This is a genomic window from Legionella bononiensis, from assembly GCF_016786215.1.
Classification (GTDB): domain Bacteria; phylum Pseudomonadota; class Gammaproteobacteria; order Legionellales; family Legionellaceae; genus Legionella; species Legionella bononiensis.
Map to the genome: position 1 here is coordinate 31,651 of NZ_JADOBG010000005.1, position 15,805 is coordinate 47,455.

Here is a 15,805-nt window from a genome sequence, read left to right on the forward strand (position 1 = left end):
TTATGGACTATCCACAACACGTGACAATTATAGAAGTAGGACCTCGTGATGGCCTGCAAAATGAGTCTTCTTTTGTATCCACTGAACACAAAATTGATCTCATCAATAAACTCAGTCAAACAGGTCTAAAACATATTGAAGCAACAAGCTTCGTATCTTCCAAAGCAATACCGCAATTAGCAGATGGAGAGCTGGTGTATCGATCGATTACGAAAGAGCCATCCGTGTCTTATTCAGCACTCGTTCCTAATGAACGTGGAATGATTAAAGCGCTGGAAGCTGGAGTTCGCGAAATTGCAGTATTCACAGCGGCAAGTGAATTATTTAACCAAAGAAATATCAATTGTACCATTCAGGAAAGTATTGAACGATTCAAACCCGTCCTTGAACTGGCTAAAGCCAACGAAATCAAAGTCAGAGGTTATATTTCCTGTGTGCTGGGTTGCCCTTATCAGGGTGAAGTACAACCAGAAATGGTTGCTGAGGTCACTCAAAAATTGCTTGATCTGGGCGTGGACGAAATTTCACTCGGCGATACTATAGGAGTAGGAACTCCCAGACAAACCCAATTAGTATTGGATAAAGTTCTACGACTCATCCCGTTAAACCAGTTAGCCATGCACTTTCATGATACCTACGGTCAGGCAATCGCCAATATATACGCATCCCTGCACCACGGTGTGTACCGTTTCGACAGCTCCGTAGCCGGTCTTGGTGGCTGTCCCTATGCCCGAGGAGCAAGTGGTAACGTTGCTACTGAAGACGTGCTTTATTTGATGCACGGCTTAGGAATTAATACCGGGGTAGATATATTTAAAATCGTAGCAGCCGGAGATATGATTTGTAAGATTTTGGGACGTAAAAATCAATCCAAAGTCGCAAATGCATTACTGGCGAACCCCTGTAATTAATTAACACGATTCACCCCGGCCTGATTGCCGCCTCAAGGACAAATCAGGGAAGTACGAAGCAAGAGAGAACAATTCATGAATGAACTAGTATGGACTCCTAAACACCCACAAAATACACGAATGGGACAATTTATGCTGTTCGCAGCACAACAGCATTGCCAAATTTTCGAAAACTACCAGGATCTCCACTCTTGGTCTATCAAACATCCCGAATCATTCTGGCAAACTTTATGCGATTTTTTTAAGCTGACTTTCGATACCCCACCCCATCAGATACTGAATTACTATGAAACCATGCTGGATGCTCGTTGGTTTAGCGGCGCTCGATTTAATTTTGCCCAAAAGCTGCTATCACGCAAAGATGCTCACCCGGCAATAGTCAGCGTTAACGAGGACAATGAAAAACAAATAATCAGCTATGAACAATTATATGCTCAGGTTGCCCAATGCGCTGCTGGACTTAAAGCAATTGGTGTTGTTGCCGGCGACAGAGTTGCTGCTCTGATGCCTAATATTCCCTTCACGATTATTGCTATGTTGGCAACCACCTCGATTGGTGCTGTCTGGTCATCATGCTCACCTGATTTTGGAGCTCAAGCAGCAATTGACCGATTGGGACAAATCGAACCCAAGGTACTGTTTATTTGTGATGGACATCAATATCAAGGAAAAATCCACAGCGGCGCTGAAAAAATTATTCAATTAAAAGAGGCTATTTCCTCATTAGTACAAATTGTGGTATGTCCTAACATTCATGAAGACATTAATCTGTCAGGCATAACCAATGCCTTATACTGGAAGGACTTTCTCAAACCCGCCACCAAATGCGAATTTGAATCTCTTCCTTTTGATCATCCGGTGTACATTCTTTTTTCATCAGGTACTACTGGAAAACCTAAATGTATTATTCATGGTGCTGGCGGAACGCTAATACAACATATTAAAGAACTGGGATTGCACACGGATCTACGCGATACCGATAATTTATGTTTTTATACAACCTGTGGCTGGATGATGTGGAATTGGACTGTTTCCGCTCTGGCACTTGGTGTAACTCTCACTTTATATGAAGGGTCACCCACTTATCCTGAGACCAATCGTTTATTCAAATTAATTGATGAAGAAGGCATTACCGTGTTTGGCACCAGTGCAAAATTCATTTCGTCCATTGAAAAAGCGGGCGTCAAGCCAAAAGAAGAATGCAACCTATCTCAACTGAGATGCATTCTCTCTACAGGATCACCATTACTTCACAAAAATTATGATTTTGTTTACGAACATATTAAAAATGACGTCCAGCTCAGTTCCATTTCAGGTGGTACTGACATTATCTCCTGTTTTGCCTTGGGTAACCCGATACTTCCTGTATATCGAGGAGAGTTACAGTGTATTGGCTTAGGGATGGCCGTAGATGTATTTGATGAAGAAGAACATTCAGTACATCAAACTCGAGGTGAATTAGTCTGCACGAAACCTTTTCCATCCATGCCTGTAGGATTTTGGAATGATAAAGATAAAGTAGCATACACCAATGCCTATTTTGCCCGTTTTCCAGGTGTATGGGCTCATGGTGATTTTGCCGAGATTACAGAACACCATGGCCTGATCATTTATGGACGCTCTGATGCAGTGTTAAATCCTGGTGGAGTTAGAATAGGAACTGCTGAAATTTATAGACAAGTTGAAAAGGTAGACGCCGTTATAGACAGTATAGTTATCGGACAGGATTGGCAGGATGATGTGCGTATTGTTCTATTTGTTAAATTACGAGAAGGGACAATTCTGGATGACGAGTTGATTCAATCCATTAAACACACCATCCGTGAAAATGCCTCACCAAGGCATGTCCCCGCCAAGATCCTCCAGGTTACTGATATTCCGCGTACGATCAGTGGAAAAATCGTTGAAGTAGCGGTTAGACAGGTTGTTCATGACCAACCCGTACAGAATTTACAATCCCTGGCTAATCCTCATGCCTTGGAATATTTTAAAAATCGCAATGAGTTGAAGAGTTAATGATTGTTTAACTGCATTTAGGATCGAAACCGAATTAACGTCCCGCGCTTGGGTTAATCTAGCGATTAGCGTGATACTATAAAAGGACATTATTTCGGTCTATACCCTTAAGTGTGTTGACAATTCGGATTTCGAAGTCGCGGGACGTTGGGAATAAATTGATGAATGGTCAACATAACCTATTTAACTGCTAAATTTAGGATAATACTTTGTATACATAGTCAGATTGTGTATAATATCAACCAGCGTCGATTTGAAAACTCAGCTTGCGGACGCTCAAAAGAGTAAACTTTTTTGAAAATACGGCTAAAGCGGGCAGTCTATTACATCCCTCTAAGTCTTCCGCAGCATATTCCAGGTTATTGTTATGATTGAATTGTGTGGAGTAACTAAATCCTTTTCAGGCAAACCAGCCCTTCAAGATATTAATTTATTTATTCAGGAAGGTGAAATATTCGGTATTATTGGTAAAAGTGGAGCTGGTAAATCTACTTTATTACGCTGTATTAATTTACTGGAACGGCCTGACCATGGCGATGTCCTCATTGATGGACAAAACCTGATGACTATGTCCAGAAAGGATTTAGCATTGGCTCGTCATAAAATCGCCATGATTTTCCAACATTTTAACTTATTAAACTCTAAAAATGTTTATGACAATATTGCTTTGCCGATGCGTATTCAAGGGATGGATGAAGAATCCATTAGTGCAAAAATTAATGAGCTGTTGCCTATTGTCGAATTATCAGATAAAAGAAACGCCTATCCATCACAACTCAGCGGCGGCCAAAAACAACGAGTAGCTATTGCACGCGCTTTAAGCTGTTCCCCTAAAATACTACTTTGTGATGAAGCAACCTCCGCTCTTGATCCTGAAACAACAGATTCAATTCTAAGCTTATTAAAAAAAATTAACACGTTATACGGAATTACCATCGTTGTAATTACCCATGAAATGGATGTAGTGAAACGAATATGCAGCAGACTCTCCGTTATGGTCAATGGCTCCATAGTAGAGACTACCGCCTTATCCAATGTATTTAACAACCCGGACAGCCTGGCACGCACAATGCTTTATGCCCAACTCAGCCCGGAACTGCCCGCATGCCTGACCAGCAGACTAGCTGGCTATGCAACTGAAAAACCTTTGCTCCGATTATTTTTTCAAGGCGAAGAAGCAACCGTTCCTTTTATAAGCCAAACCAGTCGTGAGTTAAATATCGACATCAATATTTTACTGGCAAATATCGATCGTTTCGATTCGGTCACCTGCGGGGTCCTGGTCGTTGAATTAACCGCAAACCCATTATTGCTCGACGCATTCTTGGAGCGCTGTAAACAAGTCGATTTAACTGTGGAGATCTTAGGTTATGTCCTACCCGATGGTATATGATTTACTTAATGCAACCGGTGAAACACTGTATATGGTGATCACCAGCACTTTTTTTGCAGTACTTCTGGGATTGCCTTTAGGCACTTTGCTTTATTCAAGCAAACGCATCAAACCTAATCCTAAGATGCATAAAATACTTTCCGCACTAATTAATGTATTTCGTTCTATCCCTTTTATTATTTTGTTAGTAGCTATAATTCCATTAACTCGTCTCATAGTGGGTACCTCTATCGGGATGAATGCAGCAATAGTACCTTTAACTCTCGGAGCTACCCCATTTTTTGCACGCTTGGTAGATAATGTATACCAGAGTTTACCTTCTGGCCTGATCGAAACGGGGTATTCGATGGGAGCCAGTACAGGTCAAATTATCTATCATATCTTATTGCCTGAAGCAAAACCTGGCCTAATCCATGCAATTACTGTCACCGCAATTACTCTCGTAAATTATTCTGCCATGGCAGGAACGGTTGGAGCTGGCGGATTAGGTACTTTAGCAATAAACTATGGATATCAACGCTTTAACGCCGGTATCATGTTATCAACAGTTGTTGTTTTAATAATTTTAGTTCAACTCATGCAAATGGGTGGAGACTATTTGGCAAAACGGTTTTTACATCACTAATTGAGAGATCCATAATGCGAATTTTAAGTTATCTGGTTTTAATATTAAGTCTGGTTGCCTGTAGCAACAAACCCTCTCCAAATACACTGGTTATAGGAACCATAGCAGGTCCTGAAACCGAACTCATTGAAACAGCCAAAAAAGTAGCTGAAAAAGACTATGGATTAACCATAAAAATTGTTGAGTTTAATGATTACAATCTGCCTAATGAAGCCCTGCAGGATGGTAGCCTGGATGCCAACGTATACCAGCATTTACCTTATCTGAAAGCCGCAATTCTGGCGCATGGTTATAATCTGCAGGCTATAGGCAGAACCTTTGTCTATCCTATGGGTATTTATTCCAAAAAATACAAATCGCTAGAAGAAATTCCCGAGAACAGTATTATTGCGGTTCCTAATGATCCCAGTAATGAAATGCGTGCCTTTTTATTATTGGAAGACTCTCATTTAATTACATTAAAAGATGCGACCAATGCGGGTATACCAAGCTTAGAAAGCAATCCAAAGAAACTGCAATTTAAAGAAATGGATGCAGCTCAATTGCCACGATTACTGCCTGATGTTGCTGCCGCAGTCATCAACACCACCTTTGCTCTGCCTGCAGGTTTAAATCCTAGCAAGGATGCATTGTATACAGAGGGTAAAGACTCTCCTTACGCCAATATCATTGTGATACGCAAGGATACCCAAAAGAGAGCTCAACTGGAATTATTTGTCAAAGCCCTGAATTCAGATGAAGTCAAAGCCAAAGCCAAAAAATTGTTCGGTGATGCAGCAATACCTGCCTGGTAATTCATTACATTTTTAATCAGTGCAGACCGGTCTTAATATACATGTATCTGCACAATTTCAGGACAATATACCCCCCTCAAATTTGAGGGGTATATCCTGAAATTAACTTAATTTTTTCTTAATTAAACCATGTTATACTTCAAATAACTCATCCAGTGATTAGGTGAACACTATGCCAGGCCCACTACTATCAAGAATACCACTAATCGGTAAACATCTTTTTTCCAATGAATATGTCAATAAACTAACGCCTACTGCCCTTCAAAATCTTGGCCAAACCTACCGAAATGTAATCGGTTTAGGAAATAATCCCACGTTTGCAAGTGGCGCATTTAAAAAACTGAATGAACAAAGAACTTCGGATAATGATGAGGTACCCGTTAAAGCCAAAGGGCCATACGGAGCGTCAATTCTTGATAAAATGAATGATAAATCAAATCCGGATGCGGCCAATGCAGCTAAAGAGGTAAAAAACAAAATCGCTGAAGTTCTGGTACCCACCAAAGATTATGATAAAGCGATGAAAAAATTTAATGAGAATTCAGCAACGTTTAAAGACTTGATAAAACAAATCCCCGGTGGAAATTTTGGCGCAGAAGATGTAATAGGTACCTTTAAATACTATATTGATAAATCAAGAACAGCTATTGTCGCGCAACAGGATCTTGATAAACAAATGTTATCGGCTCAATTTGATGACAAAGATTTTAAAGACCATGTAATGAAGGCATACAACATTGCTGCAACTGATCCGGATGCGAATCAACGAATAGACGATCTGAAAACCAGCATGCTCAAGGAGCTTTCTGCATCACACAAAAAGCAATTAGGTGAATTTGATAAATCCACTGCTGAAGCAATCAATAAGCTTCATCAAGCTTCCGCTGAAGAATACAAGCAAATGGGATTGATAGAAACACTACGCAGGGCCAATGCAGACAACGTTGCTATGCTTGAAAAAATAGCAGAAGCAAATAGAGCCAAACATCCAGTTCCTGCTAACGCATCAAGAAATGGTATTGGCAGTTATACTGAAACTGACATTAAAGCGAAACTGGCTTACGTAAAATTAGAAGATATAAATAAACCATTTAAATCGATGACAGGAATGGAAATTGAACAGACTCAACCAGGTGTATTTAAATTTCACTTTAGTATGTTAAGTCCCAGATATTATCAGAGCCTGGCGCAAAAACCGCTTACCGATTTTCTATTAGTGTCGCAACTGATTAAAGCACAAGGTAATGATAAGATTACTTGGACTATTGAAATTGAAAATAAAGATACTTTGATGGAAAGAGCAAAACAGGCTGTTGAAGGATCTGTAAGGGCCGGTTTTGAACTAGGTAAAATAGAGATTCGCGACAAGTCAGGTAGAGAACTAAAGATTGAAGAAATATTTAAAGACGATCCGGAATCATACAAAAGGATAAGTCAAAGAGCGGCTGAAATAAAACAGGAACTTTCAGGTATGACCCCACCTGAAGTCAAATCAGCAAAAAATGATAAAGTAAAGGCTGTAATAAAAGACATTAAGGAACAATATAAAGTAAATCCACCTCCAGAGGAAAAAGAAGAAGAGCAGGAAGTGGAAGAAGAAAGAACTGGACCCGCTCCTAACTAATGGATTTACAGTTTAACCTGCCCTGATTAACTGTTTATTTCAAAGGTCATCAATCACAGTTTTCTCGGACTCAATGCGAGAGAGCTGTGGTTATACTCACACCCAATTCTGTACAAAAAATCCCACTGTTCCTAACAGCTAAAATCTGATATTTTTTATAGGAAATCAACGGCAAAGTTGATACAATAATTTTTGTATCTTATTATAATATATGAATATTTTTTAAGATAACTATTATCAATAATTAATGTTGCAACTCCTTTTACAGAAATGGAATTCAACGGGTTGGCTAGGGAGATGGCTATGAGTACTCGTGGTTTTGATGACTTTGATACAGATATTGAAGATGTAAGTGAAGCAGCACCAGTTATACCAGAACCAAGTCCTTCTACAAAATTGGAACGACGTAGAAAAATAGAAGATTTATTTGAAGAAAAGCGACTAAGAGAAGAACTTGAAGAGTTTGGTTAAATATACTGAATAGGATATAGCGTTCAAGTGATTTAATCATCAGCAAAATAACCGAGCCGCGACCGTAAGGAAGCGGTACAGTTGAATGAACTCTAGAGTACTTATGACGTAAAAAACTTAAGAGAGCTAGCTTTTTTTATTAATATAGACATCAAATCGAACAGTCTTTCCTTCAATGCTGGTATCAGGCTCTAACAAAGCTTTTACCTTTTGTGGCCATTTTACAACAACTCTTTGCTTTGCATGAGATATGGCCACTTGCATTAAGTCCAAAGCATCTTCATCAGTACCTATCATCTGCTGTAACACCTGCATGTCTTTTTTAACCAGAGCCGATTTATTACGTTGTGGATGCATGGGATCAATATAGATAACGTCCGGAAAATCGTTATCGGCAAGATTATTTAAATACAACCGGGCATCAGCAGCATAAAGTGATACCTTTAATTTTTGTTTGTCCAAATCATTCTGATGGCTAATTGCATCAGATAACAATGCAGCCATTATGGGATTACGCTCCAACATCACAACCTGTGCGCCAAAACTTGCTAAAATCGCAGCATCCCTTCCCCACCCTGCAGTAGCATCCAGGATTTTAACAGCTTGTGCAGGTTTACAAGCACGAATCAAGCCTTGCTTTTTCCCTTCCGATCGTCTTTTATTCCAGGTCGATGCACTAAAATCTGCTGATAGAAGTGAGAAGTTGGGTATTTTCAAAGCCAACTTATGGGATGTTACATACAAACAGGTAGCTGCTTCTTTATCCAGGGTAAAATCAAGTTGCTTTGCCAGGAGATCTGCTTCCTCTCTCAATTCCTCGCTTTCATATCCTACAGTTGTTATAGCACTCATGATTGAGACAAAAGCTGATTGACATACTCTGCCAGGGAATTAAAGACAGGTACTTCAGGATAGTCATTTAGTCCAATGAGATCAGTCATAGAAGACAACACCATAATCGGACTTGCCCCAGCTGCAAATGCAGCCTCAATATCTGATACTCGATCACCAATAAAAGGCACATTCTCAAGAGAGCAATGAAACCTTTTAGCTAAGGACAACAACATCCCAGGATTGGGTTTACGACAAAAACACTGCTCTGATGGAAGATGAATGCAATATTCAATCGCATCAATCTTGCCCCCAGCAGATTGGACTGCCCGGATCATTTTCAAATGAATTGCTGCCAGCTCATCTTCCGTATAAAGTCCTCTGGAAACACCTGACTGATTGGTAGCCACACCAATGGTGTAGCCTGCCTTACTCAGTTGAGCAATAGCCTCTACACTATCAGGAATCAGGATGAACTCATCTACACACTTAATATAGTGTAGTGAGTCCTGATTTATTATACCGTCACGATCCAGTAAGATTAATTGAGTCATAACAACTGTAGCATTGAAATATCTGCAACGCCCTGCAGTAAATTATTTAATTTTGACAACAACGCCAGACGATTCTTTTTTACTGCTGTATCTTCTACCATAACCATTACATTATCAAAAAATGCATCTACGGGCTCTTTAAGGCTGGCTAACTGTTTAAGCAATGAACCGTAGTTAGCATCTCGATATAAAGAGTCAGTAGATTCTGTAACCGTTTTTATATGAGTATAAAGTGCTTTTTCAGCCCCTTCCTCGATAATATTGACGTTAATCTCCGCTTCCAAATCTCGTTTGTCTGCATGAGCCAATAGATTATTAACCCGTTTACACGCTGCAGAAAGAGATGCAGCTTCGGGCAAGGTAATAAAGAGTTTCAAGGCATTCAGCCGCAAATTCAGATCATAGAGCCAATCGTCTTGTCGAGCACGTACTGCTTGTACCAGATCAGCACTCACACCCAGGCCTTGATAATAGGATTGCAGTCTCTCAAGAATAAAAACCTTTAACTCAAGAGCACCGGTCTTATCCATGCTGACCGTATCGCCATAGTTTGTTATCGCTTCATTTATCAAGGTGGTTAAATTAAGCGGTGAAGGTGTGGCTATTAATAATCGGACTACAGCTAAAGCATGTCGTCGCAATTTGAATGGATCTTTCACTCCGGAAGGTTTTTGGCCAATAGCAAAAATACCAACTAATGTATCGACCCTATCCGCTAACGAGAGTGCCAGACCTAAATTTGATTCAGGAAGCATATCAGCAGCAAATCGAGGCATATATTGCTCGTTCAGAGCTTGTGCCACTGAGTGGTCTTCTCCGTCATTTAATGCATAATAATAACCCATTAATCCCTGTAACTCAGGAAACTCACCAACCATGCCGGTCATCAGATCGCATTTACTTAATATCGCGGCGCGTTCTGCTTGCTGGATTGATAAATCAAGCGCCTGACTTAAATGATGCATCAACGCTTTTACCCGTAACGCCTTATCCTGTAAACTTCCAAGTTTTACCTGAAACACTACCTGCTCTGTTGAGGGTATATGTTCACTTAAAGGATGTTTTTTATCCTGTCTGAAAAAGAATGCAGCATCACTTAATCGCGCACGCATTACTTTTTCATTACCTGCTACTACCTGCTGAGGATTGGAACTGGCTATATTCGCTACCGTAATAAAATGCGGTAACAATGTGCCGTGCTTATCCTTCAAGGCAAAACATTTTTGATGCGATTGCATCGAAGCAATTAAAGCTTCAGCCGGGACATCCAGAAACTCTTTTTCAAAATTAGCTACTAATGCCTGAGGCCATTCCACTATAGAGGTGACCTCATTCACCAAATCTTCAGGCATAATTGCACTAGCATGTAGCGATTCAGCCAATTGATGCACTTGCTCCTGAATCATACTCCGACGCGTTGCAAAATCAGCGACAACAAATGATTCACGCAGTTGCTCTTCATAACTTCGAGCATTGGTTATTCTTATTTTTTGTGGATGGTGAAATCGATGTCCTCGACTTTCACGTCCAGACTTAACCCCAAGAATTTCATGTTCAAGAACTTCATCGCCATAGAGCATTACAGCCCAATGAACAGGTCTGGCAAACTCTTCATCACCATCACCCCATCGCATGGGTTTAGCAATAGAAAGAGAAGCTATGGATTGAGCTACCAATGCAGGTAATAAGGTCTTAGTTTGTGAACCTGAGTTTTGAATCTCACAGACCATCCAATCACCTTTATCCGTCTGAATACGGGTCAGTGCTTCCACAGAAACACCGCAGGATTTGGCAAAACCTGTTAATGCAGGGGTAGGATTTCCTTCCTTATCATACGCTGCAATCGCAGCTGGTCCTTTACGAGTCACGGTCTGACTTTCCTGCTCTGACTGTAAATCTCGAATTACAACAGCCAATCGTCTTGGAGTAGCAAAACGTTTCACTTCTCCATAACTTAATTGCGCTTTATCTAATGCAGCGAGTAATTGATTAGCAAATTCATCAGCCAAAGGCCAGACTGCAGCTGAGGGTAACTCTTCGCACCCTAACTCAAAAATAAAATCATTGACCATCACACACCTTTTGCATAGGGAAGCCCAAAGCCTCTCGAGCTTGATAATAAGCCTGAGCCACTGCTCTGGAAAGCTGTCTTACACGAAGAATAAAACGTTGCCTTTCAGTAACGGATATTGCTTTACGTGCATCAAGTAAATTGAATGAATGTGATGCTTTCATAACCATTTCATAGGCAGGAAGGGGCAGCTGCAAAGAAATCAGTTTTTGTGCCTCACTTTCGTAGTAATCAAATTGTTTAAATAATTCTTCAACATTGGCATGCTCAAAATTATATGCCGACATTTCCACTTCATTTTGATGAAATACATCACCATAGGTCACAATACCCTGTGAATTTTTACACCAGGGTAATTCAAACAAATTATCAACACCCAAGACAAACATGGATATTCGCTCAAGTCCATAAGTTAATTCGCCTGTGACGGGTTTACACGCCAAACCACCTACCTGTTGGAAATAGGTAAACTGAGAAACCTCCATACCATTTTGCCAGACTTCCCAACCTAATCCCCATGCGCCTAATGTAGGGGACTCCCAGTTATCCTCAACAAAACGAATGTCATCCACCAGAGGATCAACACCCAAAGCGCGCAATGAATCCAGATATTTTTCCTGAATGTCCAAAGGAGAAGGTTTGAGTACTACCTGAAATTGATAGTAATGCTGAACTCTATTGGGGTTTTCACCATAGCGTCCATCAGTAGGTCTTCTGGAAGGTTGCACGTACGCCGCAGACCACGGCTCGGGACCAATAGCCCTTAGAAAAGTTGCAGGATGAAAAGTACCTGCCCCAACTTCCATATCCAGAGGTTGTAACAGAACACAACCTTGAGCAGCCCAATATTGCTGCAGCGTTAATATGATTTCTTGAAATGTAGTTGGTTTTGTCATGAAAGTCTCAAAATTAACAATTACGAGGTTTAGCGTACCACCCCGAATGATCTTATTGCATGATGACAGATATCATCAACCCGAATTAAATTTATTGAGACTACGCACAACATAGTCTCAATAAATCAGTATTTCTGGTAATTCATTTCGTTCGGGACAACGGTTTTAGATCCCGCATCACATAGATGGGTTACTGAATTACTCTAGTTTCCAGCAGCTTTCTTTATAAGCTCCTGCAATGACTCTTCACTTGCTGCTCCTGGAATAAATGAAGGCTCTGTTCCAGTTTTAAATTTGCCATCAGGAGTAGATGCAACGATGAATGCAGGTGTTCCCATCAGGTGTAATTTTTCAGCCAATTGACGATTCGCTTCCAGAATATCCGTAACGTCTTTACTGTCCATATCTTTTTTCAGCTTATCCATATTCAAGCCTAATGATTTGGCAGCATCCATGACTAATTGATCATCAAGACGCTTTTCGATTTTCAATAAGGCCTCATGCATAGGCTGATATTTACCTTGCATGCCTGCAGCAAGCGCGGCTCTTGAAGCCATTTCAGAGCTTTTGCCAAAAATTGGGAATTCTTTATAAATTACTCTTAAACCAGAATCTTTTTTAACTAAACTATCAATTATTGGAGACATTTTTTTACAGTGAATGCATTGATAATCGAAAAACTCTACTATGGTGACAGAACCCTTTGCATTACCCACTGTTGTCAGTTTACTTTGGAATAGTTGATCTGCGTTTTCCAAAATTGCGGACTGTGCCTGCTGTTGCATATTTTGTTGTTGCTTTTGTTGTAATGCTTGAGAAGCTTCCAACAGTACTTCCGGATTACTGACCAGATAATCATGAACTATTTTTTCAATTTCTTTTTTTTGAGCATCAGACATAGGGGTGGTTGTAGCATCAGCGGCCATAGTCATGGGTGATACTAAAGAAGTTGCCAGTGCTCCTGCGGTTAAAAATTTTGAAAATTTCACACAATTCCCCTTATTAATGGTTAACTAATAATTTAAGTTAATATCGGCAGTTTACTCAAAATAGATTCACTACCGCACTGAATTTTAATTGAATCCAGTTTCTTTAGCCAGTCGCACCCTAGCATCGACTAAAGAAAAATTCAATAGACCCTATTTAATTAACGGTCACTACCGAAATCTTATACTCTTTTTTCAACTCAAAGTTGAGGGTGTTTACAATTCGTCAAAATAAATCCAACACCCCGCGAACAAGACCAGAGAGATCCTCACTATTAAAAATGCATAGTAATTAGCCCTAATTTGCATTTTTAATAAGCTTGTCATCCTCGCATGACGTATAAAATGTGAGGAGCACTAAAATGTAAATCGCAGTTCGTCGAATTCGGAATTGGCAACTCACCTATCCATTCTCTTTAAAAATGAGAGCATTCACCAACAACTGTTAAATTAGCATAGGCCAAAACGAGCCATTTTACCCCATGTTCACTAAATTTAACCTGAACTCGTGTATGTGCGCCACTTCCTTCAACCGCCAGAACAACACCTTGCCCAAATTTTGCATGAACGACATTTTGTCCCATCGGTATTCCAGAAGATTCCGCTGCTGAAGGAATTTGACTCCGTGAACTCGTCCCGGGCTTAAATCGTGCCTTGACACGCACTTCATCAAGCAGTTGTTCGGGTAATTCACGTAAAAAACGTGATGGTCTATGATATTCCTCTCGTCCATATTGTCGCCGTACTTCAGCATAGGAAAGGATCAGTTTGCGCATAGCCCGAGTCATTCCGACATAACACAGCCGGCGTTCCTCTTCCAAACGCCCAGGCTCCTCAAGGGATTGCTTACCAGGAAATACCCCCTCTTCCATTCCGACCAGAAATACTATGGGAAATTCAAGTCCTTTGGCTGCATGTAAGGTCATTAAATGTACGTAGCGTTCGTGTTCCTCTGCCTGCATCTCACCGGCTTCAAGTGATGCATGAGCTAAAAATGCATTGACCAGTGGTAGTTCGTCTTCTTCATCCTGCTCGTATCGGAATTGTTTGGCCGCATTAATTAATTCCTGCAGGTTATCCAGTCGTGACTCCGACTTATCCCCTTTAATTTTACTAAAGTGTGCATACAGTCCACTTAATTGAATGACCTCTGATAATTGTTCATCCAATTCCATAGAGACCGTTTTAATCTGTAATCGTTCTATCAGTTCAATAAACCGCGATAAAGATGAGCCGGATCGCTGTGCCATTTCCCCTGATTGCAACAGGTTTTTCGCGGCACTCCATAATGAGCATTGTTCTGTTTTAGCATGATACCGTAAATCTTCCAGTGTTTTTTCACCGATTCCGCGAGTAGGGAAATTAACAACCCGCTCAAATGCAGTGTCATCATTGGTATTCACCAACAAACGCAGATATGCCAAAGTATCTTTGACCTCTGCCCTATCAAAAAATCGTACGCCACCGTAAATTCGGTATGCAATTCCGGAACGCAATAATGCTTCTTCTAAAACTCGTGATTGCGCGTTTGAACGATACAAAATGGCAATTTCATCGGCGCTACTTCCCTGGTTAATTTCCATCATAATCCGCTCGGCGACAAAGCGGGCTTCTTCCAACTCATTAAATGCACTGTATACAACAATTTTGTCACCAGTGCTTCCAGCAGTCCATAAGTCTTTACCCATACGTGAATTGTTATTGGTAATTAATGCATTAGCTGCTTCAAGAATGGTAGCAGTCGACCGATAATTTTGCTCCAATCTGATGATATGAGTATCTTTAAAGTCTGTAGAAAATTTTTGAATGTTCTCTACCTTTGCACCACGCCAGCCATAAATGGATTGATCATCATCCCCTACCGCCAATACTGGAGTATTATCCCCGGCAAGCAAACGTATCCAGGCGTATTGGATCGTATTGGTATCCTGAAATTCATCAACCAGAATAGCCTGGAATCGTTGCCGGTAATGCGCCAGAATCTCCGGATTATCCCTCAATAATTCGTGGGTCCTCAATAACAGTTCCGCAAAATCAATAACACCGGCTGTTTGACAGGCCTGCTCGTAAGCACTATAGATTGCGACTAAGGTTTTTGTTGGTCCATAAGATAAAGCATTAACATGTTGAGGTCTTATACCTTCATCTTTCCTGCCATTAATAAAAGACTGTGCTTGTTTTACTGGCCATTGATCAGAATCCAGATTTAACGAAGCAATAACTCTTTTTATCACTCGAGCCTGATCTTCAGAATCAAGAATATGAAACTGTTCTGGTAAACGAGCTTCCTGATAATGACGACGCAACAAACGGTGACATAAGCCATGGAATGTTCCAACCCAGAGCCCCATTATTGGCGTAGTCAACATACTGCTTAATCGTGTACGCATTTCACCAGCGGCCTTATTAGTAAAAGTTACTGCCAGAATTCCATGTGGTGAGAGATGTTCTTTTTCAATTAACCAGGCAATACGACTTACCAAAACACGAGTTTTACCACTCCCGGCGCCAGCCAAAACCAGCATATTGTTTAAAGGTGCGGTAACAGCTTCACATTGTCTTTCATTCAAGCCTTTAAGGAGTGCTGTCATGATCATAAATTAATTCCAATCGAACATAGAGAGCGCATTATC

Annotated in this window: 13 protein-coding genes; 7 read left to right on the plus strand and 6 right to left on the minus strand. The window is 40.5% G+C overall.

The features are described from left to right. Positions 1–2: 2 nt before the first annotated feature. The 7 genes from IZU94_RS03790 to IZU94_RS03820 all read left to right on the plus strand — a co-directional run bounded on the left by IZU94_RS03790 (position 3) and on the right by IZU94_RS03820 (position 7,834). Positions 3–911 carry a hydroxymethylglutaryl-CoA lyase gene (locus IZU94_RS03790; protein ID WP_203108165.1) on the plus strand — a complete coding sequence of 303 codons (909 nt, stop codon included), beginning with the start codon at positions 3–5 and terminating at the stop codon, positions 909–911. A 75-nt stretch (positions 912–986) separates the two neighbouring features. Then, complete coding sequence (locus IZU94_RS03795) at positions 987–2,927, plus strand: acetoacetate--CoA ligase (RefSeq protein WP_203108167.1); 1,941 nt, start codon at positions 987–989, stop codon at positions 2,925–2,927. Between the two features lie 367 nt (positions 2,928–3,294). After that, entirely contained in the window at positions 3,295–4,320 is a 1,026-nt protein-coding gene (locus IZU94_RS03800) for a methionine ABC transporter ATP-binding protein (protein ID WP_203108169.1), read from the plus strand. Further along, positions 4,298–4,945 (plus strand): methionine ABC transporter permease, encoded by a 648-nt coding sequence (locus IZU94_RS03805; protein ID WP_203108171.1) that lies wholly within the window; start codon positions 4,298–4,300, stop codon positions 4,943–4,945. The genes IZU94_RS03800 and IZU94_RS03805 overlap by 23 nt, the downstream gene beginning before the upstream one ends. 14 nt (positions 4,946–4,959) lie before the next feature. Continuing rightward, positions 4,960–5,739, plus strand: coding sequence for a MetQ/NlpA family ABC transporter substrate-binding protein (locus tag IZU94_RS03810; RefSeq protein WP_203108173.1), 780 nt, complete (start codon positions 4,960–4,962; stop codon positions 5,737–5,739). Between the two features lie 172 nt (positions 5,740–5,911). Next, positions 5,912–7,363: a hypothetical protein gene (locus IZU94_RS03815; protein ID WP_203108175.1), complete on the plus strand. Its 1,452-nt coding sequence runs from the start codon at positions 5,912–5,914 to the stop codon at positions 7,361–7,363. A 303-nt stretch (positions 7,364–7,666) separates the two neighbouring features. Then, positions 7,667–7,834 (plus strand): PA3496 family putative envelope integrity protein, encoded by a 168-nt coding sequence (locus tag IZU94_RS03820; RefSeq protein ID WP_165483187.1) that lies wholly within the window; start codon positions 7,667–7,669, stop codon positions 7,832–7,834. 126 nt (positions 7,835–7,960) lie between these two features. On the opposite strand, the gene IZU94_RS03825 is transcribed toward IZU94_RS03820, so the two are convergent. From IZU94_RS03825 to uvrD, 6 genes are all read right to left on the minus strand, one after another. After that, positions 7,961–8,686, minus strand: coding sequence for a class I SAM-dependent methyltransferase (locus tag IZU94_RS03825; protein ID WP_203108177.1), 726 nt, complete (start codon positions 8,684–8,686; stop codon positions 7,961–7,963). Further along, complete coding sequence (gene gmhB / locus IZU94_RS03830) at positions 8,683–9,219, minus strand: D-glycero-beta-D-manno-heptose 1,7-bisphosphate 7-phosphatase (RefSeq protein WP_203108179.1); 537 nt, start codon at positions 9,217–9,219, stop codon at positions 8,683–8,685. The genes IZU94_RS03825 and gmhB overlap by 4 nt, the downstream gene beginning before the upstream one ends. Further along, positions 9,216–11,291: a glycine--tRNA ligase subunit beta gene (gene glyS, locus IZU94_RS03835; protein WP_203108181.1), complete on the minus strand. Its 2,076-nt coding sequence runs from the start codon at positions 11,289–11,291 to the stop codon at positions 9,216–9,218. The genes gmhB and glyS overlap by 4 nt, the downstream gene beginning before the upstream one ends. After that, positions 11,281–12,186, minus strand: a complete 906-nt coding sequence (gene glyQ / locus IZU94_RS03840; RefSeq protein WP_203108183.1) for a glycine--tRNA ligase subunit alpha — start codon at positions 12,184–12,186, stop codon at positions 11,281–11,283. Before glyQ ends, glyS begins: the two co-directional genes overlap by 11 nt. Positions 12,187–12,389: 203 nt before the next feature. Further along, positions 12,390–13,175 carry a DsbA family protein gene (locus tag IZU94_RS03845; protein WP_203108185.1) on the minus strand — a complete coding sequence of 262 codons (786 nt, stop codon included), beginning with the start codon at positions 13,173–13,175 and terminating at the stop codon, positions 12,390–12,392. A 413-nt stretch (positions 13,176–13,588) separates the two neighbouring features. After that, entirely contained in the window at positions 13,589–15,769 is a 2,181-nt protein-coding gene (gene uvrD, locus IZU94_RS03850; RefSeq protein ID WP_203108187.1) for a DNA helicase II, read from the minus strand. Positions 15,770–15,805 lie beyond the last annotated feature (36 nt).